We start from the raw sequence: 21,347 nt of genomic DNA, 5'->3' as shown, positions 1-21,347 counted from the left end.
TGGCTAGGCCGGACGGTCATGCTTGGCAAGCGCCCCCCTCGCCAGCGGATGGACCCGATTGACCAGCTCGACCAGCCGTCCGACGTCGACATGGGTGTAGATCTGGGTGGTGGCGATGTCGGCATGGCCGAGCAAGGCCTGGAGCACGCGCAGGTCCGCTCCACCCGCCAGCAGATGGGTGGCGAAGGCATGGCGCAGGACGTGCGGACTGACCCGCTCGGGCGCGATCCCCGCCTCGGCCGCCATCGCCCGGACCAGCTGGAACAGCCGCACCCGGCTGATATGCTTGGTGCCGCCCGGGAACAGCCAGGCCCCGCCCCCCGGCTGGGTTTCGCGCCAGCGCGCCACCGCCTCGCGGGCTCGGTCGGAGATCGGCACCAGCCTTTCCTTGCCGCCCTTGCCGGCGAGGATCAGGAACGGCTCGGGCCGGGCCAGCGCGGCGCCCGGCAGGCTGACCAGTTCGGTCGCGCGCAGCCCGGACCCGTAGAGCAGTTCGAGCAGGGCAAGGTTGCGTAGCCGCAGCGGCTCCCCGCTGGCGGCCCGCGCCTCGGCCTCGGCGAACATCGCGTCCACTTCCTGCCGCTCCAGGATTCGCGGCAGCGGGCGCACCGTGCGCGGTCGTGGCAAAGCGGCCGAGGGATCGTCGGGACGCAGGCCCTCGTCGACCAGGAAGCCGTAGAAGCGGCGCAGCGCGGCGGAGCGGCGGGCCAGCGTCGCCGGGCTGAGTTCGGCCCACGCCCCCGCCAGGCGGCCGATCTCGTCGGCTCCAGCGCTGCCCAGCGCGCCCATCACTTCGGCCGCGGTGGCAAGATCGCTGCGATAGGCGAGCAACGTGTTGCGCGCGGCCCCACGCTCGGCGGCCAGGGCGTCGGCGAAGCGGTCGACCAGCGCGCGGTCTTCCGCTCTCACCTTGCCCGGGCGGTCCTGGCGATCATCTCGGCCGCGATCAGCCGCGCCTGCGATTCCAGCCCGGCCGAGCGCATCGCCTTGAGGGACTGAAACAGGTGCGCGGAGGGGATGCGCTCGGGGCTATTGGCCTGCATCCCGATCGCCGCCAGCAGCAGGGTGCTTCCCGACTGGCGGCGGGTTCCCGCCTCGGCCATCCAGCGGGTCCAGCTGCTGGTCCGGCCGAGGCCAAGCCCGTAGCTGCGGTTGAGCGCGGTGGCGGTTTCCGAATCGATCCGCCCCAGCCCGGCCAGACCGGCGACCAGCAGCTTTGAGCGATATTTGTTGGCGCTGGTGTCGGCGTCGATGAAGTCCTCGATCCGGCTGGCGGACAGGTCGACCTCGGCGGTGGTGCCGAGCGCGACCAGGGCCCAGGCCTGCTCGGCCGCGCCCTCGTCGTCGATGTCGCCGAGGACCGGTGCCCAGCGCGCTGCGGCCGCTTCGTTACCTCCGGCCAGCAGCGAGGCAATCAGCTTGGGCGCATCGCCTTCCAGCGACGGCGAGGGCCGGACCCGGCTGGCGGCGAGCGACAGCAAGGCTTCGCCGGCCAGGCGCTCCAGCGCGTCATCGCCCTTGCCCCACAAGCGGCGCATCGCCGCCAGCCGCTCGCCCGGATCGCGGGCGGCAAAGGCCAGGCGCAGCTGCCAGGCGTCGGTTTCGGGAAGATCCGACGGATCGGTCGCATCGTAGATCGTTCCGTAGAGGTCGCCGAGCGCCGTCGAAGAGAAGACCCCGAGGCCGGTCGCGATCCGCGCCGAGGGAAGCCGCTGCTCCGCGCTCAGCATCGGGGCGCGGGCCTGCCAGGCGCGAACCCGCGCCGGAGCCCGGCCGAGCAAGGGCGCGGGCGGTACCATCCCGGTCGCCGCGGACAGGCCGAACCGCCACGCGGTCAGCGCTTCCACCTTGTCCCATTCGACCGTCGCCGCGCGACCGGTGTCGGCACCTGCGCCGACCACCTTGTCGGCCAGGACATGGTCGATGCCCGTGATCGGCCCCCTCCGGCGGGCCTGTTCGATCCGCGTCGCGGCGCTGCTCGCCTCCCCGGACAGCCCGGCGCACATGGCGTCGGTCAGTGCCAGCACCCTGCTTTCGACCTTGGCCATGTTGCCGCGCAGCGGACACAGCGCGCCCGGGTCGGCCGACGCGAGTGCGCTCTGCACCGCCACCTGGGTCATCTTGGGGGTGAAGTCGGACACGTCGACCCCGGCGACCAGCATCGCCGCGGCATCCGCCTCGCCCATCCGCAGCAGCAGCCAGGCGCGCTCGGCGACCCAGTCGACCGGATGGACCTCGGGCGGCGCGTCGCTCCTCGCCAGCAGCGCATTGCGCAGCGCGATGTGCAGCCAGCGGCTGGGCAATGGGGTATCGAGCCGCCGCATCAGTCCCGACAGGAAAGCGCCATTGGCCCCGCCCCACGGCGCATCGCCAAGGCCCCATTGGGCAGGATCGATCGCCCCGACCCGGCGCGGATCGCGGCGCGAGGCGTCGGGGATCTCGACCGGGGGCAGCGGCGGCGCCACTTCGGCGAGTTCGTCTGGGCTCAGGCTCTCGCTCTCGACCACCGCGGAGCCCTCGGCCGGCGCGCTGCGCTCGGGCCGGCTGGCCTCGCTCGCACTGCTGTCGGGGGCTTGGCTATTGGCCTGGCCGTTGGCCTGTTCGGGCGGCGGCGCCGTATCGTTGAAGGTCGGTGGAAGCAGGCTCTGCTGCGCCAGCGCCAGCGCCGGGATCGCTGCCAGGCCGATCGCGGCCGTCAGCAGCAGCCGGTCAGGCCGGGCGCGCAACGTCCACCTCGATCGGAGCGGTCGACACTTCCTTCACGCTTCCAGCGACCCAGATGGCGAAGGCCACCAGGATGCCGAGCAGGATCAGCCAGATGATGAGCCCGCGCGCCGGGTGCGGTGGCTTGCGTCGTATCGCCATAGGGCGGGCTTTTGCCGACTGATGCACACGCTGTATAGCCCCGCTGGAAATGTCTCGCCGCCCCGTTCCCTTTGATGGCAAGCTGGACCGCTCGATCGTGCTGGTCGGGTTGATGGGCGCCGGCAAGTCGACCGTGGGCCGCCGCCTCGCCCGCCGGCTCGGCCTCCCCTTCGTCGACAGCGACAGCGAGATTGAGGATGCGGCCGGGCTCAGCGCCGGCGAAGTGTTTCAGCGCTTCGGCGAGCGTGACTTTCGCGATGGCGAGCGGCGGGTGGTCGCCCGGCTGGCCGAGGGCCCGGTACGGGTGATCGCCACCGGCGGCGGCGCCTTCGTCAGCGAGGACACCCGCGCCCTGCTCAACGCCAGGTGCATCACCGTGTGGCTCGACGCCCCGGTCGATCTCCTCACCGAACGCACCGCGCGTCGGCCCGAGACCCGCCCGATGCTGACCAACGGCAGCCGGGCCGAGACTCTCGCCCGCCTGATCGAGGAACGCCGCCCGGCCTATGCGCAGGCGCACATCCGTGTCACCAGCGATGGCAGCGCACATGCCGCCGTGGTTGAGAAGATCGTCGTGGCCATCGACCGGCACCTCGAGGGGAAATCGTGAAAAATCTGACCGTGGAAGCCGGCGACCAGCGCTACGACGTGCTGGTCGGACGGCTTGAGGATTGCCGCAGCCGACTGGTCGCGCTGGCCGCTGGCAGGCCTTTGGTGGCGGTCACCGAACCCAAGGTGTGGAGCCTTCACGGGCCCCGGCTGCAAGCGATGCTACCGTGCGACCCGGTCATGGTCCCCGAAGGTGAAGAGGCCAAGGACTGGCCGCACCTGATGGAGCTGATCTCCGCCTTCACCGAGCGCAACCTCGACCGCTCGGCGGCGATTGCGGCGTTCGGCGGCGGTTCGGTTGGCGATCTGGCAGGGCTCGCCGCGGGCCTGTTCAAGCGTGGCCTGCCGATCGTCCAGCTGCCGACCACCCTCCTCGCCCAGGCCGACAGCGCGGTCGGCGGCAAGACCGCGATCGATGCGCTGGGGCAGAAGAACCTCGTCGGCATGTTCCACCAGCCGCGGCTCGTCATCGCCGACGTCTCGCTGCTCGATTCGCTCGACAAGCGCCAGTTGCGCGGCGGTTATGCCGAGGTCGTGAAATACGGCCTGATCCGCCACGAAACCTTGTTCGAATGGCTCGAAGGCCACGGCCCCGCCCTGCTCGACGGCCACCGCGAGTATCGCGAGGAGGCGGTGTGGCAGAGCGTCGCCGCCAAGGCCCGCACGGTCGAGGCCGACGTCACCGACCGCAACGGGGCGCGGGCGCTACTGAATTTCGGCCACACCTTCGGCCATGCGCTGGAAAGCGCGGCCGGGCTCGGCACTTTGCTCCACGGCGAGGCGGTGGGGATCGGCATGGTGCTGGCGTTCGACCTGTCGGCGGCGCTCGGCCTGTGCGCTCACGACGATGCCACCCGGGTCCGCGCCCACCTCCAGTCGGTCGGCCTGCCGGTCACCATCGCCGAGACCGGGGTCGACCGCGCGGCGCTGCTGCCGCTGATGCGGGCGGACAAGAAGAATGAGGGCGGCGCGGTCCGGCTGGTGCTGAGCCGCGGCATCGGCCACGCTTTCTTGAGTGAAGGGGTGGCCGAGGACGTGCTGGCGGAGTTTCTCGCCACCGCCGCCTGACTGGCCGGCTTAATCCTCCAGCGGCCGGTGGGTGAAGCTCTGCTCCATCCCGGTCTTGAGGTCGCCGCTCGCGGTCTGCACCCGCAGCCGCTCGAGGTCGCGCTCGCGATATTCCCCTTCGACCCGGGCCGCCTCGCGCTCGGCGATGCCAAGGCTGCGCAAGGCCGCCCGGCCCATCACCACCGCACTGTCGAACACTTCGCGCTGAAGCAGCCGAACATCCAGCCCTTCGAGCGCCATGGCGTGCCGGCGGTCGAACACCCGCACCATCACCGCCGCTTTGGGAAAGGCCTCGATGATCAGTTCCAGCTGCTCGCGCGAAAAGGTCGGGTCGTCGTGGCAGAAGAAGATGCCCTCCGCCCCATCCGCCCCAGCGGTCCGCAGCAGGTCGATCCGCGAGCCGTCGCCATAATAGACCTTGGTCCCAAACTGTGCGGCCAGCTCGATCTGCTCGGCCTTGACGTCGATGATGGTGACCGGGATCCGCTTGGCCATCAGCATCTGCGCCACGGTCTGCCCGAAGCGGCCGTAGCCGACCACGATGGCGTTGGTTTCAGGACTGAATTCCGGTCCCGGCAGGTCGACATGCTTCTCCGGCTGCTTGGCCTGAAGCCAGCCGATGAAGCGCATCAGGAACGGCGTCGCCACCATCGAGGCGGTCACCACCGCGCCCAGCAGGCTGGCCTGCTCGGTGCTGATCAGCCGGCCCGACGCGGCGCTGGCGAACAGCACGAAGCCGAACTCGCCCGCCTGACTGAGCAACAGCGACAGGGTCGCCGCCCGCCCCGGCATGCTGCCGAAAGCCCTCGCGATCGGGTACAGCGCCACCGCCTTGAGCAGGATCACCGCGGCCGCCAGCCCGATCACCAGCAGGGGTTCGCCGGCGATGACCCTGAGATCGAGCAGCATCCCAACCGACATGAAGAACAGGCCAAGCAGGATCGAGCGGAACGGCTCGATGTCGCTCTCCAGCTCGTGCCGATAGGGGCTTTCGGCCAGCATCACGCCGGCGACGAAAGCGCCCAGCGCGACTGACAGGTGCAGCGCATGCATGATCGCCGCGGCGCCGATCACGGTGGTCAGCCCGGCGACGATGAACAGTTCGCGCTCGCCCAGCCGGCCGATCAGCCGGAACAGCGGCGCCACGACATAGCGCCCGGCCAGCACCAGCCCGATCACGGCGACCACTGTCAGGCCGGTCATCTCTAGCCCCGAGGGCGCTTCGGGATCGCCGCCGACGCTCAGCGCCGCGACCAGGGTGATCAGCGGGATCAGTGCAAGGTCCTGCAGCAGCAGGATGGAGAAAGCGCGCTCGCCATGCGGGCTGTTGAGCTCGCCGGTCGAGCGCAGCATCGGCAGCACCTGCGCGGTCGACGACAGGCCGAGCGCCAGCCCGATCGCCGCCGCCGGTCCCCAGGCAAGACCCAGCGCCAGCTTGACCAGCAGTGCCAGAGCAGTGCCCGCCACCAGCAGTTGGGCGAGCCCCAGCCCGAAGATCTCGCGCTTCATCCGCCACAGGCGCGAGGGCTGAAGCTCCAGTCCGACGATGAACAGCAGCAGCGCGATGCCGATCTCGCTGACCTGGTTGATCGCCGCTGCATCGCCGGACACGTTGAGCACCGAAGGCCCGACCACTACGCCGCCGACGATATAGCCGAGGGTGGCACCGAGCCCAAGGCGGCGAAACAGCCCGACGAACAGCAGCGCGGCGCCGAGCAGGATCGTCAGCCATGTGAGATAATCGGTCACTCCGCTGCCTCGATATCTCTGGCTTCGCCCTCCAGCGCCTTGAGCAGCGCATCGAAAGGCAACAACACTGCGCCGTGCCGCCCAATCCGGCCCTGCACAGGCGCCAGCATTGCATATTCGCTAGGCATCTCGCCTCGGCTTTCCAGCCAGGCCTTGAGCGCCGCCCGCATCACAATCACCTCCGCCCGCAGCCGGCCCGGCGCCCAGCCCTGCACCAGCGCGGCGCTGGCCTGGCCATAGGCGCAGGCGGTCACCTTCTGGGCGATGGCGACGATCCGTCCGTCAGCGGTCCGGAGCTCGGTGCGGATGGTCGAACCGCAAGTCGCCGAGCGCGCTTCCGCCTTATGATTGGCCCCCTCCAGCGTCCCGTCCACCGGCAGCGAGGCCGCCAGCCTTAGGATGTCGAGCGTGTAAGGCGCCTCGCGGATCATGCCCGCCGCCAGGTCGTGCCCTGCGGTCCGTCCTCGAGCAGAATGCCCTCGGCCTTCAGCTCGTCGCGGATGCGGTCGGCGGCGGCAAAGTCGCGCGCCTTCTTGGCGGCGATCCGGGCCTCGATCTGCGACCGGATGCGCGTTTCGAGCCCTTCGTCGGCCTCACCTCCCTGGAACCAGCGGGTCGCACTTTCGCCGAGCAGGCCGAGCAGGATTGCGCTGGCCTTGAGCGTCGAGGAGTCATCGATCTGGCCCAACCGCGAGATCGCAAGCGGCGTGTTGAGGTCGTCGCCCAGAGCGTCCAGCACGCCGCCGTCAATATCACCGGCCTCCGCTTCGCCCGCCTTGCGATATAGGCCGTCCAGCGTTGCCCGGCTCTGCGCAATCAAGCTTTCGGTCCACGGCAGCGGCGAGCGGTAATGCGCACTCAGCAGCGCCAGCCGCAGCACCTCGCCCTTGTGCCCGGCAGCGGACAGCTCCTCGGGCGTCACCACGTTGCCGAGGCTCTTGCTCATTTTCTCGGCGCCGAAGTCGACGAAGCCATTGTGTAGCCAAGTGCGCGCCAGCGGTGCGCCGCCGTGGGCGCAGCGTGATTGCGCGGCCTCGTTCTCGTGGTGCGGGAAGACGAGGTCGATGCCGCCGGCGTGGATGTCGATCGTCTCGCCCAAATGGCGGCGGATCATCGCCGAGCATTCGATGTGCCAGCCTGGCCGGCCGCGCCCCCACGGGCTGTCCCAGCCGATCACGCCCTCCGCGCTCGGCTTCCACAGCACGAAGTCCCCCGGTGCGCGCTTGTAGGGCGCGACCTCGACCCGGGCGCCCGCCAGCATCGCCTCGCGGTCGCGCTTCGACAGCGCGCCGTATTCGGGGTCGGACGCGACATCGAACAGCACATGCCCCTCGGCGGCATAGGCATGGCCGCGCTCGATCAGCGTCGCGATCATCGCCACCATCGGCTCGATCTCGGCGGTGGCATGCGGCGCGATGTCGGGATCGCGGACGCCCAGTGCGCGCATGTCGTCGAGATAATGCTGCTCGAACCGTTCGGTGATTACCGAGGTATCGACCCCCTCAGCCGCCGCCGCGTCAATGATCTTGTCGTCGACGTCGGTGATGTTGCGGGCATAGACCAGGCTATCCCCACCATAGGTGTGGCGCAGGAGCCGGGCGAGCGTGTCGAACACCACCGCCGGGCGGGCGTTGCCGATATGCGCGCGGCCGTAGACCGTCGGCCCGCACACATACATGGTGATGCGCTTGGGATCGGCGGGTTCGAACAGACGCTTCTCTCGCGCGGCGGTGTCGTAAAGGCGGATCATTTCTGGTTCATTCGCTTGAGGCGGGTCTCGTTCCAGGTGGCGAGCAGGGCTCGGCCACTGGCGTCGAGCAGGGGATAGGTGCGACTGTCGCGCATCCACTCGGGCCGCTCGGCCCGCGCGCCGTAGACGAGGTCGGTGCCGAGATTGGCGAGCAGGAAGAACAGGGTCGCCCCGACCAATCCCTTGAGCATTCCGAACCCGCCGCCGAGCAGCCGGTCGAGCGGCATCAGCCGCGACGCACGCGCCTGGCGCCCGAGCCGGTGGGCGAGCAGCCGCATGCCTATATAGGCCGGCAGGAACAGGATCACGAACGCCAGCGCGGCGGCGCCGGTTGGCCCCTTGGTGGTGGTGCTGACATATTCCGCCACCGGCGCATGAAACAGGATCAGCGCGACCAGCCCCGCAGCCCAGGCCGCCAGCACCAGCGCTTCCTGCACGAATCCGCGCACGAATCCGACCAGCGCGCCGCCGCCGAGCGCCAAGAGAACAAAGATATCGAGCGCGGTCATGGTGCAGTGCAGCGATAAGCGAGAGAGGCGGGTGGCGCTAGAGGCGCGTCACCGCCCCGTCACCTTCTCGACCAGCCCTCGCAACTGGGCAAATCTGGCGAGCTTGATCCCCTTGGCCTCGACCCCGCCCGGCACCCACGCTTCCTCGAAACCGAGCTTGGCCGCCTCCTTCAGCCGAAGCTGCGTATGTGCGGCCTGCCGTACTTCGCCCGACAGCGCGACCTCGCCCATCACCACCGCTTCCGCCGGGACCGGCCGCTCGCTCAGTGCCGAGACCAGCGCCGCCGCCACCGCAAGGTCCGCCGCCGGATCCTGCAATTTGTAGCCGCCGGCGACATTCAGATACACCTCGGCCGTTGCGAAGCTCACCCCACAGCGCGCCTCCAGCACCGCCAGCAGCATGGCCAGGCGCGAACTGTCCCATCCGACCGCCGAACGCCGCGGGGTCGCCCCGCTGGCCAGCCGCACGGTCAGCGCCTGAATCTCGACCAGCACCGGCCTCGTCCCCTCCAGCGCCGGGAAGATGGCGGTGCCGCTGACCGGATCGTCGCGCCGGGTCAGGAACAGCGCGCTGGGGTTCGGCACCTCGGCCAGCCCCGCCCCCTCCATCGCGAAGACCCCGATCTCGTCGGTCCCGCCGAACCGGTTCTTGACCGCCCGCAGGATGCGATACTGGTGGCTGCGCTCGCCTTCGAAACCAAGGACCGCGTCGACCATATGCTCGAGCACGCGGGGCCCCGCGATGCTGCCGTCCTTGGTGACATGGCCGACCAGGATCAGCGCGGTGCCGCGCTCCTTGGCGAAGCGGATCAGCTCCTGCGCGCTGGCCCGGACCTGGCTGACCGTGCCCGGTGCGCCTTCGATCAGGTCCGAATGCATGGTCTGGACGCTGTCGATCACCAACAGCGCCGGCGGACTCTCGCTCTGCAGGGTGGTCAGGATGTCGCGCACGCTGGTGACGCTCGCCAGCTTGACCGGCGCCGCGCCCAGTCCCAGCCGAAGCGCGCGCAGCCGGACCTGGTCGACCGCTTCCTCGCCAGAGACATAGACCGCGCCCTTGCCGCTCAGCGCGACCGAGGCGGCGACCTGCAGCAGCAGGGTCGACTTGCCGATCCCGGGATCGCCCGCCAGCAGCATCGCCGACCCCGGCACGATCCCTCCGCCCACTGCCCGGTCGAATTCGGCGATTCCGGTCGAGATCCGCACCGGCAGCGCGACCACGGCGTCGAGCCCGACCAGCTCCACCGCCCGCCCGCCGGTCGACAGGTCGTGCTTCTGGCTGAACACGGTCGGCGCGGCGCTTTCCTGGATCAGCGTGTTCCACTCGGCGCAATCGGGGCACTGCCCCTGCCAGCGCGAGTGGACCGACCCGCAGGCCTGGCAGACGTAACGGGCTTTGAGCTTGGCCATCAGGCATCTCGCCTAAAGATGCTTCGCCCGCCCCGCAACGGGAAGCAGCCTGAACCGTTAACCTTCCACACAATCCTGACGGAGATCACCAATGACCTATGCCAAGGCCAAAGACGGCACGATGCTTTACTACAAGGACTGGGGCCAGGGTGATCCCGTCGTCCTGCTGCATGGCTGGCCACTGACCGGCGACACCTTCGACGACCTGGCGATCAAGCTGGTCGAAGCCGGCAAGCGCTGCATCATCCCCGATCGCCGCGGTTTCGGACGGTCGGACCAGCCGTGGAACGGCTATGATTATGACACCTTCGCAGACGATGTCGCCGCGATCCTCGAGGATGCCGGTATCAACCAGCCGGTCGCGTTGGTCGGCTTCTCGATGGGCGGCGGCGAAGTCGCCCGCTTCACCTCTAAGCAGGGCCGTGGCCGCGTCAGCGCGGCGGTGTTCGCCAGCTCGGTCGTGCCTAAGGTTGCGCAGAGCGACGATTGGCCCGACGGCGTCCCCCAGTCGAAGCTCGACGACATTACCAAACAGATGATGGAAGACCGCGCGGGTTTCATGAAGACCTTCCTGCAGCAATTCTACGGCTGGGGCGTGCTGTCGCGCCCGGTCAGTGAAGCGGTGCTCGATTCCGGCTTCCAGCAGGCGATGATGGCCGGCGCGCGGCCGACCTATGCGGCGGCGGCGGCCTGGGCCGGGACCGACTTCCGCCCCGACGTTCCGGCGCTGGAAGGCATTCCGACGCTGATCTTGCACGGCACCAGCGACGCCAACGTCCCGATCGAAGGCACCGGCCGGAAGCTGGCCGAGATGCTGCCGCACGCCACGCTGATCGAATATGACGGCAGCCCGCACGGCATCTTCGAAACCGACAAGGAGCGCTTCTGCCGCGACGTCGTCGGCTTCCTGACTCAGGAAACCCGCGGCACCGCTGCCGACACCAGCGGCAGCGCGATCCCGCTGGCGAACTAGACCAGCACCTCCCGCGCGGCCCCCTGGCTCAGAAAGGCCTGGGGGCTCGCGGTCAGGCCGTAAGCCCCGGCGCAGAAGATGGCGATCACGTCGCCCACTTCCGCCCGGGGTAAGGCCACCTCGTCGGCCAGCAGGTCGAGCGGGGTGCACAGGCAGCCGACGACCGTCACTTCCTCTTCCGGCTCGTCGCCGAAGCGGTTTGCCACCGCCACCGGATAATTGCGGCGCAGCAGCTGGCCGAAATTCCCGCTCGCCGCCAGCATGTGGTGGAGCCCGCCGTCGACCACCAAGAAGGTCTTGCCGCGGCTAACCTTCCGGTCGACCACGCGGGTCAGATAGACCCCGCACTCTCCGACCAGCCAGCGGCCAAGCTCGATAACGAAGTTGGTTCCGGCCAGGATCAGTGGGCGGTTCGCCAGCGTGTCCTCCAGAGCCGCTCCAACCGCTTCGATGTCGAGCGGCTTGTCTCCCGCGAAATAGGGTATCCCGAACCCACCGCCGAGGTTCACCTCCGGCGGGGTAAGGCCCACCTCGGTCGCAATCTCCCCCGCCAGTGCGACCGTCGCTCGCTGCATGTCGATCACCGCCTCTGCCGACAGCGACTGCGACCCCGCATAGACATGCAAGCCCCGCCACTCCGCCCCCGCCTCGACGATCCGCCGCACCAGACCCGGCACCGCCTCGTGGTCGACCCCGAACTGGCTCGCCAGCCCGCCCATCTTCATCCCCGAACCCTTGAGTCCGAACGGCGGATTGACCCGCACACCAATGCTGGCCTGCTGCTTCGTCAGCTTCGCGATCGCCAACAGTCGCTCGAGCTCATTCTCGCTCTCGACGTGAACGCACACTCCGGCCTGCACCGCTTCGGCCAAATCGCTGCTGGTCTTCCCGGGACCGGCAAAGCTCAATGGTAGGTCGGGCCGCAGCAGCCCGGCCGCCTCCACCCTGACCAGCTCCCCTGACGACGCGAGGTCCAGGCCATCCACCAGCCCCGCCATATGCTGCATCAACGGCGCGAAAGGATTGGCCTTGACCGCATAATGCAGCCCGACGCCCGCGAAGGCAGCGCGATACCGCTTCGCCTGCCGGTCGATGATCGCGTGATTATAGACGAACAGGGGCGCCCCATGCGCCGCGATCAGCTCCTCAGCGCTTTTTCCGCCGAACGACAGGTCACCGCCGCCACGCAGGAAGTCCGCCGAGACCGGCCCCATCGCTTTCATCGCGGCATCTCCTCCGCCAGCGCCGCCCGGTCGATCTTGCCGTTGGGCGACAGCGGCAGCGCGTCGACCCACCGCACCTCGCTCGGTCGCAGGTGCGCGGGAAGCTCGGCCACGAACCAGCGCCGCAGGCGCTCGTGGGCCCCGTCCCCTTTGGCCACCGCGACTAGCACGATCCGCGCCCCCAGCCGCTCGTCCTTGACCCCGAACGCCGCGCAATCCTCGACCGCACCGCTTGCCAGCGCGGCTTCCTCGATCTCACTTGGCGATACGCGGTGACCCGAAACCTTGATCATCGCGTCGTCGCGTCCCCGGATGCGTAGCAGCCCGTCGGGGCCGACCACCGCCCGGTCTCCCGACCATACCGCGCCGGCGCGAAATCGCTGGGCAGTGCGCTCCGGGTCGTTCCAATAGCCATGCGCGACCAGAGGCCCGGCGTGGACCAACTCGCCTTCCTCGCCCGCCGCCGCCTCGCTGCCGTCCGGGCGGCGCACCGACAGCTCGGCAAAGGGAATGGCCACCCCCACCGCATCCGGCTTCTTGTCCACCAGTTCGGGATCGAGGCTGGCCGAGCGAAAGGCTTCGGTCAGCCCATACATCAGATGCAGCCGCGCCTGCGGGAGCATCGCGCGCAGCCGCCGCACCAGCGGCTCCGGCATGTGCCCGCCCGAATTGGTCAGCGTGCGCAGGCTCATCCCCGCCCCGCCCCACTCCTGCTCGGCCAGTTGCACCCACAGGGGCGGCACCCCGGCCAGCACCGTGGCCTGCGTCCGCTCGACCGCCCGCACCACATCACGCGGCAAAAGGTAGTCGAACGCGATCGCCTCACCGCCGGCAAACCAGGTCGAGAGCAGCTGATTCTGCCCATAATCGAACGCCAGCGGCAACACGCATAAGGTACGGTCGGCCGCCGACAGGCCAAGATAATGCGCCACGCTCACCGCACCGAGCCAGAGGTTGGCATGGCTCAGCATCACGCCCTTGGGACGTCCGGTCGAACCCGAGGTGTAGAGCAACGCCGCCAAGGCATCCGGTTCGATCGAACCAGGCGGAAGCGCACCGTCGCCCTCCCGCCAGCCCTCCAGCGCGACGGCCAACTCCGGGCGCGCCTCGAGCGTCTCCATTCGCGCACGATTGGCGATCAGCAGCCTCGCCCCGCTGTCGGCAAGGATGTGCTCGGCCTGCGCCCGGCGCAGCACCGGATTGATCGGCACATGCACTAGCCCAGCCCGCGCGCAGGCCAGCGGCGCGAGGCAGGCGAGCGTCGTTTTGCCCATCCAGGTTGCTACCCGGTCGCCGGCCACCAGTCCAAGGGACAGCAGCCGGTCCGCCATCCGGCCGACCGCTTCATCGAGCGCCGCATAGCTCAGCGTCTCGCCGCCGACGGTCAGCGCCGGCGCATCGCGCTCCCCGCTAAGCGTCAGATGGTCGAGCGGAAAAGGCATCGGATCGGGGCGCATCGTGGCCTGCCGAATGCCGCCTAACTTGCGCCTTGGCCAGCCCTCCCCTAGACGCCCCGCCACCATGGCCGCCAAGCCCCAGATCCCGTCGGCCGACGTCGACACCTCGCTGCGCCAGTTGCTGGCCGACACCCTCGGCCTCTCCGCAGCCCGCGTCGCCACCTTCGACGAGACCACCGAATTGTTCGGCGCCCTGCCCGAATTCGACTCGATGGCGGTCGCCAACCTCCTGACCGGAATCGAGGAGCGCTTTGCGGTTCTAATCGAGGACAGCGACGTCGAAGCGGAGGATTTCGCCAGCTTCGGCTCGCTCAAGGCCTTCGTGGAGCGACTGGCCTAGGCCGCAGCCGCAGGCGCCTATTCGGCCGCCTGCAACTCCGCAAATTCCTCGGCTGCCAGGAACCGCTCGGCGTCGAGCGCGGCCATGCAGCCGGTCCCGGCCGCCGTCACCGCCTGGCGATAGATCTTGTCCATCACGTCGCCGCAAGCGAACACGCCGGGAATGTTGGTCCGGGTCGAACCGGTCTCGACCGCCAGATAGCCGTCCTCGTCGAGGTTCAACTGCCCGGCGAACAGCTCGGTTGCCGGCTTGTGGCCGATCGCAACGAACGCCCCGTCGACCTCGATCTCGCTCAGTTCGCCGGTGACCCGGTTCTTCAGGCGCAGCCCGGTCAGTGCCTCGGGCTGGCCGCCCGACAGGAACTCGTCGACTTCGCTGTTCCAGATCACCTTGACCGACTTGTGCGCGAACAGCCGGTCCTGGAGGATCTTCTCCGCGCGGAAGCTGTCGCGGCGGTGGATCAGCGTCACGTCGTCGCTATGGTTGGTGAGGTACAGCGCTTCCTCGACCGCGGTATTGCCGCCGCCGATCACCGCCACCTTCTTGCCGCGATAGAAGAAGCCGTCGCAGGTTGCACAGGCACTCGCGCCCTTGCCCTTCATCCGCTCCTCGCTCGGCAGCCCCAGCCACTTCGCCTGCGCCCCGGTCGCAATCACCAGCGTGTCGGCGAGATAGGTCGTGCCGCCGTCGCCATGCAGGCGGAACGGGCGCCCATTCAGCTCGACCCGGTCGATATGGTCCCACACCATTCGCGTTCCGACATGCTCGGCCTGGGCCTGCATCTCCTCCATCAGCCAGGGGCCCTGGACGACGTCGCGGAAGCCGGGATAATTCTCGACGTCGGTGGTGGTGGTCAGCTGGCCGCCGGGCTGGATGCCCTGGATGACGATCGGCTGCAGCCCGGCGCGGGCGGCATAGATGGCGGCGGTCAGGCCGGCCGGGCCCGAGCCCAGGACGATCAGGCGGCTGTGAATGGTCTCGCTCATGGATGCCTACTTAGTGATCATGCTCGTGGGCGCCATGACCCTCCGCCGCGGGCGCCTCGGCGGTCTTCTTGGCGGCCTTCATCTTCTCGCAGCAGGGCATGGGCTTGTCGCCCTTGCAGCAGTCCATCTTGCACTCCGACTCCATGCCCTTGTGATGGTCGGCATGGTCCTGAGCGGGAGCGGAGACGGGCGCGGGCGCGGCGGCCAGCGCGGCGGCGAGGAAGAGGTGAATCATCCTCGCCACCTAGCAGGGGCCGCGCGCCCGCGAAAGCGGACTAGCCGATCTTCAACCGCACGAAGGCCATCCCGCCAAGCGGCCGCGCCTTGCCATATTCGGCGCGAAGGCCGTCCGGCACGAAGTTCACCGCGACCAGCCCGCCGACACCCAGCTTCAGCTGCGGCGAAAGCTGAAAATCGCGGATCGCGCCTGCCGAAACCTTGCCGACGGTGAACGCCTCTCCGTGATGCTCTCCGTCCTCATGGTCGATCGGCAGCAGCTCGCTGTTCTCGGTGATCTCGCCGCGCCCGAATAGGGTCCACAGCCCCTTCTTCAGCGAGGTCTCAGCGACGAAGGCGTCATAGTCGTGCCCCTCCGCACTCTTTCGGCCCCACGCCAAGGTCGAGGCCGAGCGCCAGCCGTTCGCCAGGTCGGTGGCGTAGATGGCGCTCGCGGACCAGCGGGTCTGGTTGACGCCTGGCTCCAACTGCTCCGGATCCTTCAGCCGGGCCCAGCTTGCCTGCAGCGCTAGGTCGCGGGTCGGGTTGGCGCTGACCCTGACTGCGGTCGAATCGAGCGGCGCGGTTTCGATGTTCCAGCGATACTGGTCGGGCTCGCGGCCGTTAAATCGGGAAACCTCCAGCTTCACCCGGTCGAGCACCACACCGCCGGTCAGCACGCCGAAGCTGATATGCTGCGAATCGAGCCAATGGTGGCTGATCGGCGCTTCGGGCGAATCCATGATCGATTCGCGGTGCATGAAGGCGCCCGGCCCGAACGCCGGCTCACCCGGCAGCCCGCCGTAGAGGAAGACGCTGCTCTTCGGTCCGATCGGCTGCGACAGGCTGGCCGACAGCTCCATCACGAAATCGTGCGGGTGCTGGCGGTCGATCAGGCGATCGACCCCGTTGGCGGTCTCGCCGCTCGCCAGCAGCAGGGGATAGCCACTCTTGCCCATCAGCGGGTCTGGGCTGAATCCAGCGCGAAGCTGCAGCGTCCCCCCGCCGATCGGCCGCTTGGCCATGCCCATGATCATGCCGGCACCGAACAATTTGTCGTCGCCGCGGCGGCTCCCCTGCTTGCTATAGACGCCAAACAGATCGGCATGGCCCATCAGGTGCCAGTCGCCGACCTGCGTCATCAGCCCGCGATGCTCGGCCGAATCCGGCTGCCACGAAGTCCCGGAGGATTCGCGCCCGGCCGGATAACTGCCCAGCGCGCCGATCATCGCCCCATGCTCCCCATGGTTCATAGCCGCCATGTCATGCCCGGCGTGCGGATCGGCCGCCGGCTTGGCCGTCATGTCGTGCCCGGCATGCGGGTCCATCTTGCCCATGTCGTGTCCGGCATGCGGGTCGGGCGTGGCCGTCGGGGCGGATTGGATGGGCTTGGCCGGCTCGGGCGCTGGCGCTGGCATCGTATGCCCTTGGTGCCCCGCATGCTGCGCGGCGGCGGGAACGGCGACGAGCAATGTCAAAAGGCTGCTCGCCCCCAGAAGAAAGGTCTTGGTCATCTTGGGAAGTATCCTGATCGGCGGACGCGCCTTGGGTGGCGGCCGCTGGAAGTCGTCGGGGCCCACCACGCGGCAGGCCAGCTGATCGAGGGTGATCAGACCCGCGGTGGCGGAACTTCGACCTCACGGCGCAGACCGATCTGCAGTGCAAGCACCTTGGTCTCGGCCGGGGCGTGCAGGACCGGCACCGGCATCACCGCCTCGGCCTCGGGCAGCGCCGCCGGCATCGCAGTGCAGCAGCTCTTCACTGGCTGGGCATTGGACGGATCGGGCGTCTGCCCGTGATGATCCATCCCCGCCATCTCGGTGCAATGGTCGTCCATCGCCCGCGCCTCGGCCGGCATGCCGAGGGGCGCCAGGGCCAGCGCCACGAAGGCGAACAGGGCAAGCAGCAACCGCATCAGCGCCCACATGGGCGAGCAGACGGCCGCCGACAAGCGTTCACTTGGCCACCATCCACAGCGCCATCGCCACCATCATCACATTCTCGGTCAGCGACACGAAGCCCAGCGGCACATTCGACGACCCCCCGACGCAGGCGCATTTCAGCTCGCGCTTGTCGATGTACACGGCCTTGAACACAGACAGTGCGCCGATCCCGCCGATGAACAGCGCGATGGGCACCGACAGCCACATCGCCGCTCCGCTCAGCATCAGCACGCCGGCCAGTCCCTCCAGCCACGGATACAGGCTGGCGTACGGCACCCAGCGCCGCGCCAGCAGGTCGTAGTTGAGGAACATCGACGAGAATTTGCCGATGTCCTGCAGCTTCAGCAGCGCCAGCACGCACATCGACAGGGCGATGAACCACTCGCCCGCCATCACCGTCAGCGGCGTGCCGAACATGGCGAAGCTCAGCGCCATCGCCATCGCGCCGGTCATCCCGAACAAGGCGGCGACCGGCCGATAACTGGTCGCCCCCGGCTCAGCGACGCGCAGCCCAAGGAAGCGGCGCAGGTCGTCATGCCCGCCGATCCGCTCCCCGTTGATGAACACCTGCGGAGTGGTCTTCACCCCCACTTCGGCCTTGTACGCGTCGACCTCCTCGCGGGTGGTCAGATGCCGGTCATCGACCGCATAGCCGCGGCTCTTGAGCAAGTGCAGCGCCTTCAAGCCGAACGGACAGACGTGGTCCGGCATCACCATCCGGACGAGGATGGCGCGAGGTCGCGTTGGGCTTGATTCGCTGTTCATCGCATCCCTATAGCTTCCGTACCATGGTACGGAGTCAAGCATGGCAAACCTGACCATCGCCCGTCTCGCGCAAGCCGCGGACGTCGGGGTCGAGACCGTCCGCTATTATCAGCGCAGGGGCCTGCTCGACGTTCCGCCGAGCGCCGGCGCGATCCGCCGCTATGGCGAACCAGACGTCCAGCGCCTCCGCTTCATTCGGTCGGCGCAGGCGTCGGGCTTCACGCTGGAAGAGATCGGGCAGCTACTTGCCTTCGATCCGGTGACCGACCGCCCCTCAATCCGCGCTCTGGCCGAGCAGCGCATCACCGCGCTCGACGCGCAAATCCGCCAGCTTCAACAGTCGCGGTCTGCATTGGTCCGCCTGGCGGGCGAATGCGGCAGCGGGTCGGCTGGCCCCTGCCCGATCCTCGAAGCCTTCGAGAGTTAGACCAGCCGGCTCTGCTTCACGGCTGCCGCGATGAAGCTCGCGAACAGCGGGTGCGGGTCGAACGGGCGGCTCTTGTATTCGGGGTGGAACTGGACGCCCACGAACCACGGATGATCGGGCCGCTCGACAATCTCGGGCAAGCGGCCGTCCGGCGACATGCCGCTGAACACAAGTCCGCTTCGCTCGAGATCGGCCTTGTAGTGCGCGTTGACCTCGTAGCGGTGGCGGTGGCGCTCGCTGATCTGGGTCTTGCCGTAGATCGCCGCGACATGGCTGTTGCCGCCCAGCGTCGCTTCATAAGCGCCAAGCCGCATGGTCCCGCCAAGGTCACCCCCGGCACGGCGCTCCTGCAGGCCCTCTTCGCTCATCCACTCGGTGATCATTCCGACCACCGGCTCGGGCGTGTCACCGAACTCCGTCGAGGAAGCGCCCTCAATTCCCGCCGCCCGCGCCCCCTCGATGCAGGCCATCTGCATGCCAAGGCAAATGCCGAAAAAGGGTACCTTGCGCTCCTTGGCGAAACGGACCGAGGCGATCTTGCCCTCGGTCCCGCGCTCGCCGAAGCCGCCCGGCACCAGGATCGCGTGCATCGGTTCCAGTTCGGTCAGAGTATTGCCGTCGGGCTTCTCGAACAGCTCGGCGTCGACCCACTTGATGTTGACCTTGACCCGGTTGGCGATGCCGCCGTGGACCAGCGCCTCGCGCAGGCTCTTATAAGCGTCCGGCAGGCCAACATATTTGCCGACCACCCCGATCGTCACCTCGCCCTCGGGATGGTCGACCGCGTCCATCACCTGTTCCCAGCTCGACAAGTCAGGCCTGGGCTCGGTCGGCATGCCGAACGCCTTCAGCACCTCGTCGTCGAGGCCTTCGCGGTGATATTGCAGCGGCACGTCGTAGATCGACCGCGCGTCCAACGCCTCGATCACCGCGCTTTTGGGCACGTTGCAGAATTGCGCGATCTTGGCCCGCTCGGCCTCCGGGATCGGCATCTCGCACCGGCACAGCAGCACGTCGGGCTGCACACCGAGCGACGCGATCTCGCGCACGCTATGCTGGGTCGGCTTGGTCTTCAGTTCGCCCGCGACCTTGATCCACGGTACCAGCGTGGTGTGGACGCTGACCGTTTGCCCGCGGCCAAGGTCGTTACGCAGTTGCCGAAGCGCCTCGATGTAAGGCAGGCTCTCGATATCGCCGACCGTCCCGCCGATCTCGCAGATCACGAAATCGAGCCCGTCGGTGTCTGCCAGCGCGAACTCCTTGATGGCGTTGGTGACGTGCGGGATCACCTGCACCGTCGCGCCGAGATAATCGCCGCGCCGCTCGCGGGCGATGATGTCGCGATAGATGCGGCCGGTGGTGACATTGTCCGACTGCTTGGCCGACACGCCGGTGAAGCGCTCGTAATGACCAAGGTCGAGATCACTCTCCGCCCCGTCGTCGGTGACGTAGACTTCGCCGTGCTGATAGGGGCTCATCGTCCCCGGATCGACGTTCAGATAGGGATCGAACTTGCGGATGCGGCAGGTATAGCCGCGCGCCTGCAGGCATGCTGCAAGACTTGCCGAGAGGAGACCCTTGCCGAGGCTGGAGACCACGCCGCCGGTAACGAAAACAAACCGCGCCATGGGAGACGAGCCTTAGGGATGAGAATCGACGGGGCGCAAGGAGAATATTTGTTCCCCTGCCAAAGCAGGGGCCCAGTTGCTTGCGGTCGGCGTCGAAAAGCTATGGAGCTCCTGCGTCCGCAGGAGAGCGATTACTGCGCCAGCGGAACCGCGCCATTGTCGGCCGGAGCGGCCGGATTAGCCGGCGCCGTCTGCGTCGGCCCCGGCTGAGCGGGTGCCTGGATCGGCGCATTGGCAATCGACGCATCGATCGACTGGCCGTCGTTGCGGGTGCCAGCGATCGCGGCCAGCGCGATGCACAGGATGATGAACGCCCCGCCCAGCCACGACGTCGCCCGGCTCAGGAAGTCGGCCGCGCCGCGCGCGGTCATGAAGCCTGCCGACGACCCGCCCACGCCGAGCCCGCCGCCTTCGGAACGCTGCAGCAAGATGACGGTGCACAGGGCGACCGCGACGATGGTCTGGACGATGAGGAGGAAGGTGAACATGGGCGGCCATCTAGCGGTGGACGGGCCCAAGTTCAACGTTGCTGCGCGCTACCACGGACCGTTCGTCCGCTCAGGACGGACGGATAGTCTGGTTAACCAGCAGCCCCGGCCTCGACGATCGGCAGGAAGTCTGCCGCCTTCAGGCTCGCTCCGCCGACCAGCGCCCCGCCCACTTCCGGCACGGCGAAGATCTCGGCCGCATTGTCGGGCTTGACCGACCCGCCATAGAGGATCCGGACGCCCGCCCCCTTTTCGCCATAGGCCGCGACCAGTCGCTCGCGGATGGCGGCATGCATCTCCGCAATGTCGTCGGTGCCCGCGACCCGGCCCGTGCCGATCGCCCAGATCGGCTCATAGGCGACCGCCAGCCCGCCAAGGTCGAAGTCGCCGCGGGGAAGCGAGGCATCGACCTGCCCCGACACCGTTTCCACGGCGCGCCCGGCCTCGCGCTCCTCCAGGCTCTCCCCGACACAGAGGATGACGCGCAGCCCCGCCGCCAGCCCGGCTTCGGCCTTGGCGCGAACCTCCGCATCGGCCTCGCGGTGGGCGTCGCGCCGCTCGCTGTGGCCGACGATCACCAAGCTCGCTCCGGCGTCGTGAAGCATCGCCGCGGCGATATCGCCGGTGTGCGCGCCCTTGTCCCTTGAGTGCATGTCCTGAGCCCCAATGGCGAAGCCCGGCACCGCCTCCGCCGCGCGGTGGATCAGGGTCGCGGGCAGGCACAAGGCCACCTCGACCGCGCCTTCGTGCTGGCGCGCGAAGTCGGCGATCGCCTTCACCTCAGCCAGGCTGTCGGTCGTCCCATGCATCTTCCAATTGCCTGCAATCAGCTTCGTCATGCCCGTTGTCCGTTCAGTTCCGCTCAAGGCCGCGCCTAGCAAGGCCGTCTGCTTGAAGGAAGGCGGCGCCGCCCCTAAAGCGCCGTGCAACCCGTTCCACAG

Annotated in this window: 23 protein-coding genes; 5 read left to right on the top strand and 18 right to left on the bottom strand. The window is 68.5% G+C overall.

Features of this window, described 5'->3' with window-relative positions; genetic code table 11:
- Positions 1 to 3 precede the first annotated feature (3 nt).
- From M1K48_RS01115 to M1K48_RS01105, 3 genes are read right to left on the bottom strand one after another with little or no spacing between them, the layout of a single operon-like run.
- A complete protein-coding gene (locus tag M1K48_RS01115) occupies positions 4 to 909 on the bottom strand; it encodes a tyrosine recombinase (RefSeq protein WP_249504059.1) in 906 nt (301 codons plus the stop codon).
- Positions 906 to 2,726: a hypothetical protein gene (locus M1K48_RS01110; protein ID WP_249504058.1), complete on the bottom strand. Its 1,821-nt coding sequence runs from the start codon at positions 2,724 to 2,726 to the stop codon at positions 906 to 908. Before M1K48_RS01110 ends, M1K48_RS01115 begins: the two co-directional genes overlap by 4 nt.
- The gene (locus M1K48_RS01105) at positions 2,710 to 2,865 is read right to left on the bottom strand and encodes a hypothetical protein (RefSeq protein WP_249504057.1); all 156 of its coding nucleotides are present in this window, start codon (positions 2,863 to 2,865) and stop codon (positions 2,710 to 2,712) included. Before M1K48_RS01105 ends, M1K48_RS01110 begins: the two co-directional genes overlap by 17 nt.
- Before the next feature lie 49 nt (positions 2,866 to 2,914).
- On the opposite strand from M1K48_RS01105, the gene M1K48_RS01100 reads away from it, so the two are divergent.
- A complete protein-coding gene (locus M1K48_RS01100) occupies positions 2,915 to 3,475 on the top strand; it encodes a shikimate kinase (RefSeq protein ID WP_249504056.1) in 561 nt (186 codons plus the stop codon).
- The gene (gene aroB, locus M1K48_RS01095; RefSeq protein ID WP_249504055.1) at positions 3,472 to 4,542 is read left to right on the top strand and encodes a 3-dehydroquinate synthase; all 1,071 of its coding nucleotides are present in this window, start codon (positions 3,472 to 3,474) and stop codon (positions 4,540 to 4,542) included. The genes M1K48_RS01100 and aroB overlap by 4 nt, the downstream gene beginning before the upstream one ends.
- A 9-nt stretch (positions 4,543 to 4,551) precedes the next feature.
- Here aroB and M1K48_RS01090 read toward each other — a convergent pair whose 3' ends face one another.
- From M1K48_RS01090 to radA, 5 genes are read right to left on the bottom strand one after another with little or no spacing between them, the layout of a single operon-like run.
- The gene (locus M1K48_RS01090; RefSeq protein ID WP_249504054.1) at positions 4,552 to 6,291 is read right to left on the bottom strand and encodes a monovalent cation:proton antiporter-2 (CPA2) family protein; all 1,740 of its coding nucleotides are present in this window, start codon (positions 6,289 to 6,291) and stop codon (positions 4,552 to 4,554) included.
- Positions 6,288 to 6,722 carry an iron-sulfur cluster assembly scaffold protein gene (locus M1K48_RS01085; RefSeq protein ID WP_249504053.1) on the bottom strand — a complete coding sequence of 145 codons (435 nt, stop codon included), beginning with the start codon at positions 6,720 to 6,722 and terminating at the stop codon, positions 6,288 to 6,290. Before M1K48_RS01085 ends, M1K48_RS01090 begins: the two co-directional genes overlap by 4 nt.
- The gene (cysS, locus tag M1K48_RS01080; RefSeq protein WP_249504052.1) at positions 6,719 to 8,041 is read right to left on the bottom strand and encodes a cysteine--tRNA ligase; all 1,323 of its coding nucleotides are present in this window, start codon (positions 8,039 to 8,041) and stop codon (positions 6,719 to 6,721) included. Before cysS ends, M1K48_RS01085 begins: the two co-directional genes overlap by 4 nt.
- Entirely contained in the window at positions 8,038 to 8,550 is a 513-nt protein-coding gene (locus M1K48_RS01075; RefSeq protein ID WP_249504051.1) for a CvpA family protein, read from the bottom strand. The genes cysS and M1K48_RS01075 overlap by 4 nt, the downstream gene beginning before the upstream one ends.
- 48 nt (positions 8,551 to 8,598) lie before the next feature.
- Positions 8,599 to 9,960 carry a DNA repair protein RadA gene (radA, locus tag M1K48_RS01070; RefSeq protein ID WP_249504050.1) on the bottom strand — a complete coding sequence of 454 codons (1,362 nt, stop codon included), beginning with the start codon at positions 9,958 to 9,960 and terminating at the stop codon, positions 8,599 to 8,601.
- A 91-nt stretch (positions 9,961 to 10,051) separates the two neighbouring features.
- On the opposite strand from radA, the gene M1K48_RS01065 reads away from it, so the two are divergent.
- Positions 10,052 to 10,933, top strand: coding sequence for an alpha/beta fold hydrolase (locus M1K48_RS01065; RefSeq protein ID WP_249504049.1), 882 nt, complete (start codon positions 10,052 to 10,054; stop codon positions 10,931 to 10,933).
- Here M1K48_RS01065 and M1K48_RS01060 read toward each other — a convergent pair.
- Together M1K48_RS01060 and M1K48_RS01055 are read right to left on the bottom strand one after the other, a co-directional pair.
- Entirely contained in the window at positions 10,930 to 12,156 is a 1,227-nt protein-coding gene (locus M1K48_RS01060; protein ID WP_249504048.1) for a pyridoxal-dependent decarboxylase, exosortase A system-associated, read from the bottom strand. The genes M1K48_RS01065 and M1K48_RS01060 overlap by 4 nt on opposite strands.
- Complete coding sequence (locus M1K48_RS01055; protein ID WP_249504047.1) at positions 12,153 to 13,613, bottom strand: AMP-binding protein; 1,461 nt, start codon at positions 13,611 to 13,613, stop codon at positions 12,153 to 12,155. Before M1K48_RS01055 ends, M1K48_RS01060 begins: the two co-directional genes overlap by 4 nt.
- A gap of 64 nt (positions 13,614 to 13,677) precedes the next feature.
- Here M1K48_RS01055 and M1K48_RS01050 point away from each other — a divergent pair, with 64 nt between their 5' ends.
- Positions 13,678 to 13,953: an acyl carrier protein gene (locus tag M1K48_RS01050; RefSeq protein ID WP_249504046.1), complete on the top strand. Its 276-nt coding sequence runs from the start codon at positions 13,678 to 13,680 to the stop codon at positions 13,951 to 13,953.
- Between the two features lie 17 nt (positions 13,954 to 13,970).
- On the opposite strand, the gene trxB is transcribed toward M1K48_RS01050, so the two are convergent.
- The 5 genes from trxB to M1K48_RS01025 all read right to left on the bottom strand — a co-directional run bounded on the left by trxB (position 13,971) and on the right by M1K48_RS01025 (position 17,863).
- Entirely contained in the window at positions 13,971 to 14,939 is a 969-nt protein-coding gene (gene trxB, locus M1K48_RS01045) for a thioredoxin-disulfide reductase (protein WP_249504045.1), read from the bottom strand.
- Positions 14,940 to 14,949: 10 nt separating this feature from the next.
- Entirely contained in the window at positions 14,950 to 15,174 is a 225-nt protein-coding gene (locus tag M1K48_RS01040; RefSeq protein ID WP_249504044.1) for a hypothetical protein, read from the bottom strand.
- 40 nt (positions 15,175 to 15,214) lie between these two features.
- A complete protein-coding gene (locus tag M1K48_RS01035; protein WP_249504043.1) occupies positions 15,215 to 16,669 on the bottom strand; it encodes a hypothetical protein in 1,455 nt (484 codons plus the stop codon).
- A gap of 95 nt (positions 16,670 to 16,764) precedes the next feature.
- On the bottom strand, positions 16,765 to 17,070 hold the full coding sequence (locus M1K48_RS01030; RefSeq protein WP_249504042.1) for a hypothetical protein: 306 nt from the start codon (positions 17,068 to 17,070) through the stop codon (positions 16,765 to 16,767).
- Between the two features lie 40 nt (positions 17,071 to 17,110).
- Entirely contained in the window at positions 17,111 to 17,863 is a 753-nt protein-coding gene (locus M1K48_RS01025; protein WP_249504041.1) for a glutaredoxin, read from the bottom strand.
- A gap of 40 nt (positions 17,864 to 17,903) precedes the next feature.
- Between M1K48_RS01025 and M1K48_RS01020 the strand changes: the two genes are divergently transcribed.
- Complete coding sequence (locus tag M1K48_RS01020; protein WP_249504040.1) at positions 17,904 to 18,290, top strand: MerR family transcriptional regulator; 387 nt, start codon at positions 17,904 to 17,906, stop codon at positions 18,288 to 18,290.
- On the opposite strand, the gene M1K48_RS01015 is transcribed toward M1K48_RS01020, so the two are convergent.
- The 3 genes from M1K48_RS01015 to tpiA form a co-directional block, all read right to left on the bottom strand.
- Complete coding sequence (locus M1K48_RS01015) at positions 18,287 to 19,918, bottom strand: CTP synthase (RefSeq protein ID WP_249504039.1); 1,632 nt, start codon at positions 19,916 to 19,918, stop codon at positions 18,287 to 18,289. The two genes, M1K48_RS01020 and M1K48_RS01015, sit on opposite strands and share 4 nt — an antisense overlap.
- Before the next feature lie 131 nt (positions 19,919 to 20,049).
- A complete protein-coding gene (gene secG, locus M1K48_RS01010) occupies positions 20,050 to 20,406 on the bottom strand; it encodes a preprotein translocase subunit SecG (RefSeq protein WP_249504038.1) in 357 nt (118 codons plus the stop codon).
- A gap of 92 nt (positions 20,407 to 20,498) precedes the next feature.
- A complete protein-coding gene (tpiA, locus tag M1K48_RS01005; protein ID WP_249504037.1) occupies positions 20,499 to 21,245 on the bottom strand; it encodes a triose-phosphate isomerase in 747 nt (248 codons plus the stop codon).
- Positions 21,246 to 21,347 lie beyond the last annotated feature (102 nt).

Source organism: Sphingomonas glaciei (assembly GCF_023380025.1).
Classification (GTDB): Bacteria; Pseudomonadota; Alphaproteobacteria; order Sphingomonadales; family Sphingomonadaceae; genus Sphingomicrobium; species Sphingomicrobium glaciei.
Note: the sequence above shows the minus strand (reverse complement) of the source record. Positions and strands in the feature narration are given on the sequence as shown.

Coding starts and splice junctions, on each gene's coding strand:
- M1K48_RS01105 (WP_249504057.1), bottom strand. CDS start 2,865: ATGGCGATACGACGCAAGCCACCGCACCCGGCGCGCGGGCTCATCATC.
- M1K48_RS01100 (WP_249504056.1), top strand. CDS start 2,915: ATGTCTCGCCGCCCCGTTCCCTTTGATGGCAAGCTGGACCGCTCGATC.
- M1K48_RS01085 (WP_249504053.1), bottom strand. CDS start 6,722: ATGATCCGCGAGGCGCCTTACACGCTCGACATCCTAAGGCTGGCGGCC.
- cysS (WP_249504052.1), bottom strand. CDS start 8,041: ATGATCCGCCTTTACGACACCGCCGCGCGAGAGAAGCGTCTGTTCGAA.
- M1K48_RS01075 (WP_249504051.1), bottom strand. CDS start 8,550: ATGACCGCGCTCGATATCTTTGTTCTCTTGGCGCTCGGCGGCGGCGCG.
- radA (WP_249504050.1), bottom strand. CDS start 9,960: ATGGCCAAGCTCAAAGCCCGTTACGTCTGCCAGGCCTGCGGGTCGGTC.
- M1K48_RS01065 (WP_249504049.1), top strand. CDS start 10,052: ATGACCTATGCCAAGGCCAAAGACGGCACGATGCTTTACTACAAGGAC.
- M1K48_RS01060 (WP_249504048.1), bottom strand. CDS start 12,156: ATGAAAGCGATGGGGCCGGTCTCGGCGGACTTCCTGCGTGGCGGCGGT.
- M1K48_RS01055 (WP_249504047.1), bottom strand. CDS start 13,613: ATGCGCCCCGATCCGATGCCTTTTCCGCTCGACCATCTGACGCTTAGC.
- M1K48_RS01050 (WP_249504046.1), top strand. CDS start 13,678: ATGGCCGCCAAGCCCCAGATCCCGTCGGCCGACGTCGACACCTCGCTG.
- trxB (WP_249504045.1), bottom strand. CDS start 14,939: ATGAGCGAGACCATTCACAGCCGCCTGATCGTCCTGGGCTCGGGCCCG.
- M1K48_RS01040 (WP_249504044.1), bottom strand. CDS start 15,174: ATGATTCACCTCTTCCTCGCCGCCGCGCTGGCCGCCGCGCCCGCGCCC.
- M1K48_RS01035 (WP_249504043.1), bottom strand. CDS start 16,669: ATGACCAAGACCTTTCTTCTGGGGGCGAGCAGCCTTTTGACATTGCTC.
- M1K48_RS01030 (WP_249504042.1), bottom strand. CDS start 17,070: ATGCGGTTGCTGCTTGCCCTGTTCGCCTTCGTGGCGCTGGCCCTGGCG.
- M1K48_RS01025 (WP_249504041.1), bottom strand. CDS start 17,863: ATGAACAGCGAATCAAGCCCAACGCGACCTCGCGCCATCCTCGTCCGG.
- M1K48_RS01020 (WP_249504040.1), top strand. CDS start 17,904: ATGGCAAACCTGACCATCGCCCGTCTCGCGCAAGCCGCGGACGTCGGG.
- M1K48_RS01015 (WP_249504039.1), bottom strand. CDS start 19,918: ATGGCGCGGTTTGTTTTCGTTACCGGCGGCGTGGTCTCCAGCCTCGGC.
- secG (WP_249504038.1), bottom strand. CDS start 20,406: ATGTTCACCTTCCTCCTCATCGTCCAGACCATCGTCGCGGTCGCCCTG.
- tpiA (WP_249504037.1), bottom strand. CDS start 21,245: ATGACGAAGCTGATTGCAGGCAATTGGAAGATGCATGGGACGACCGAC.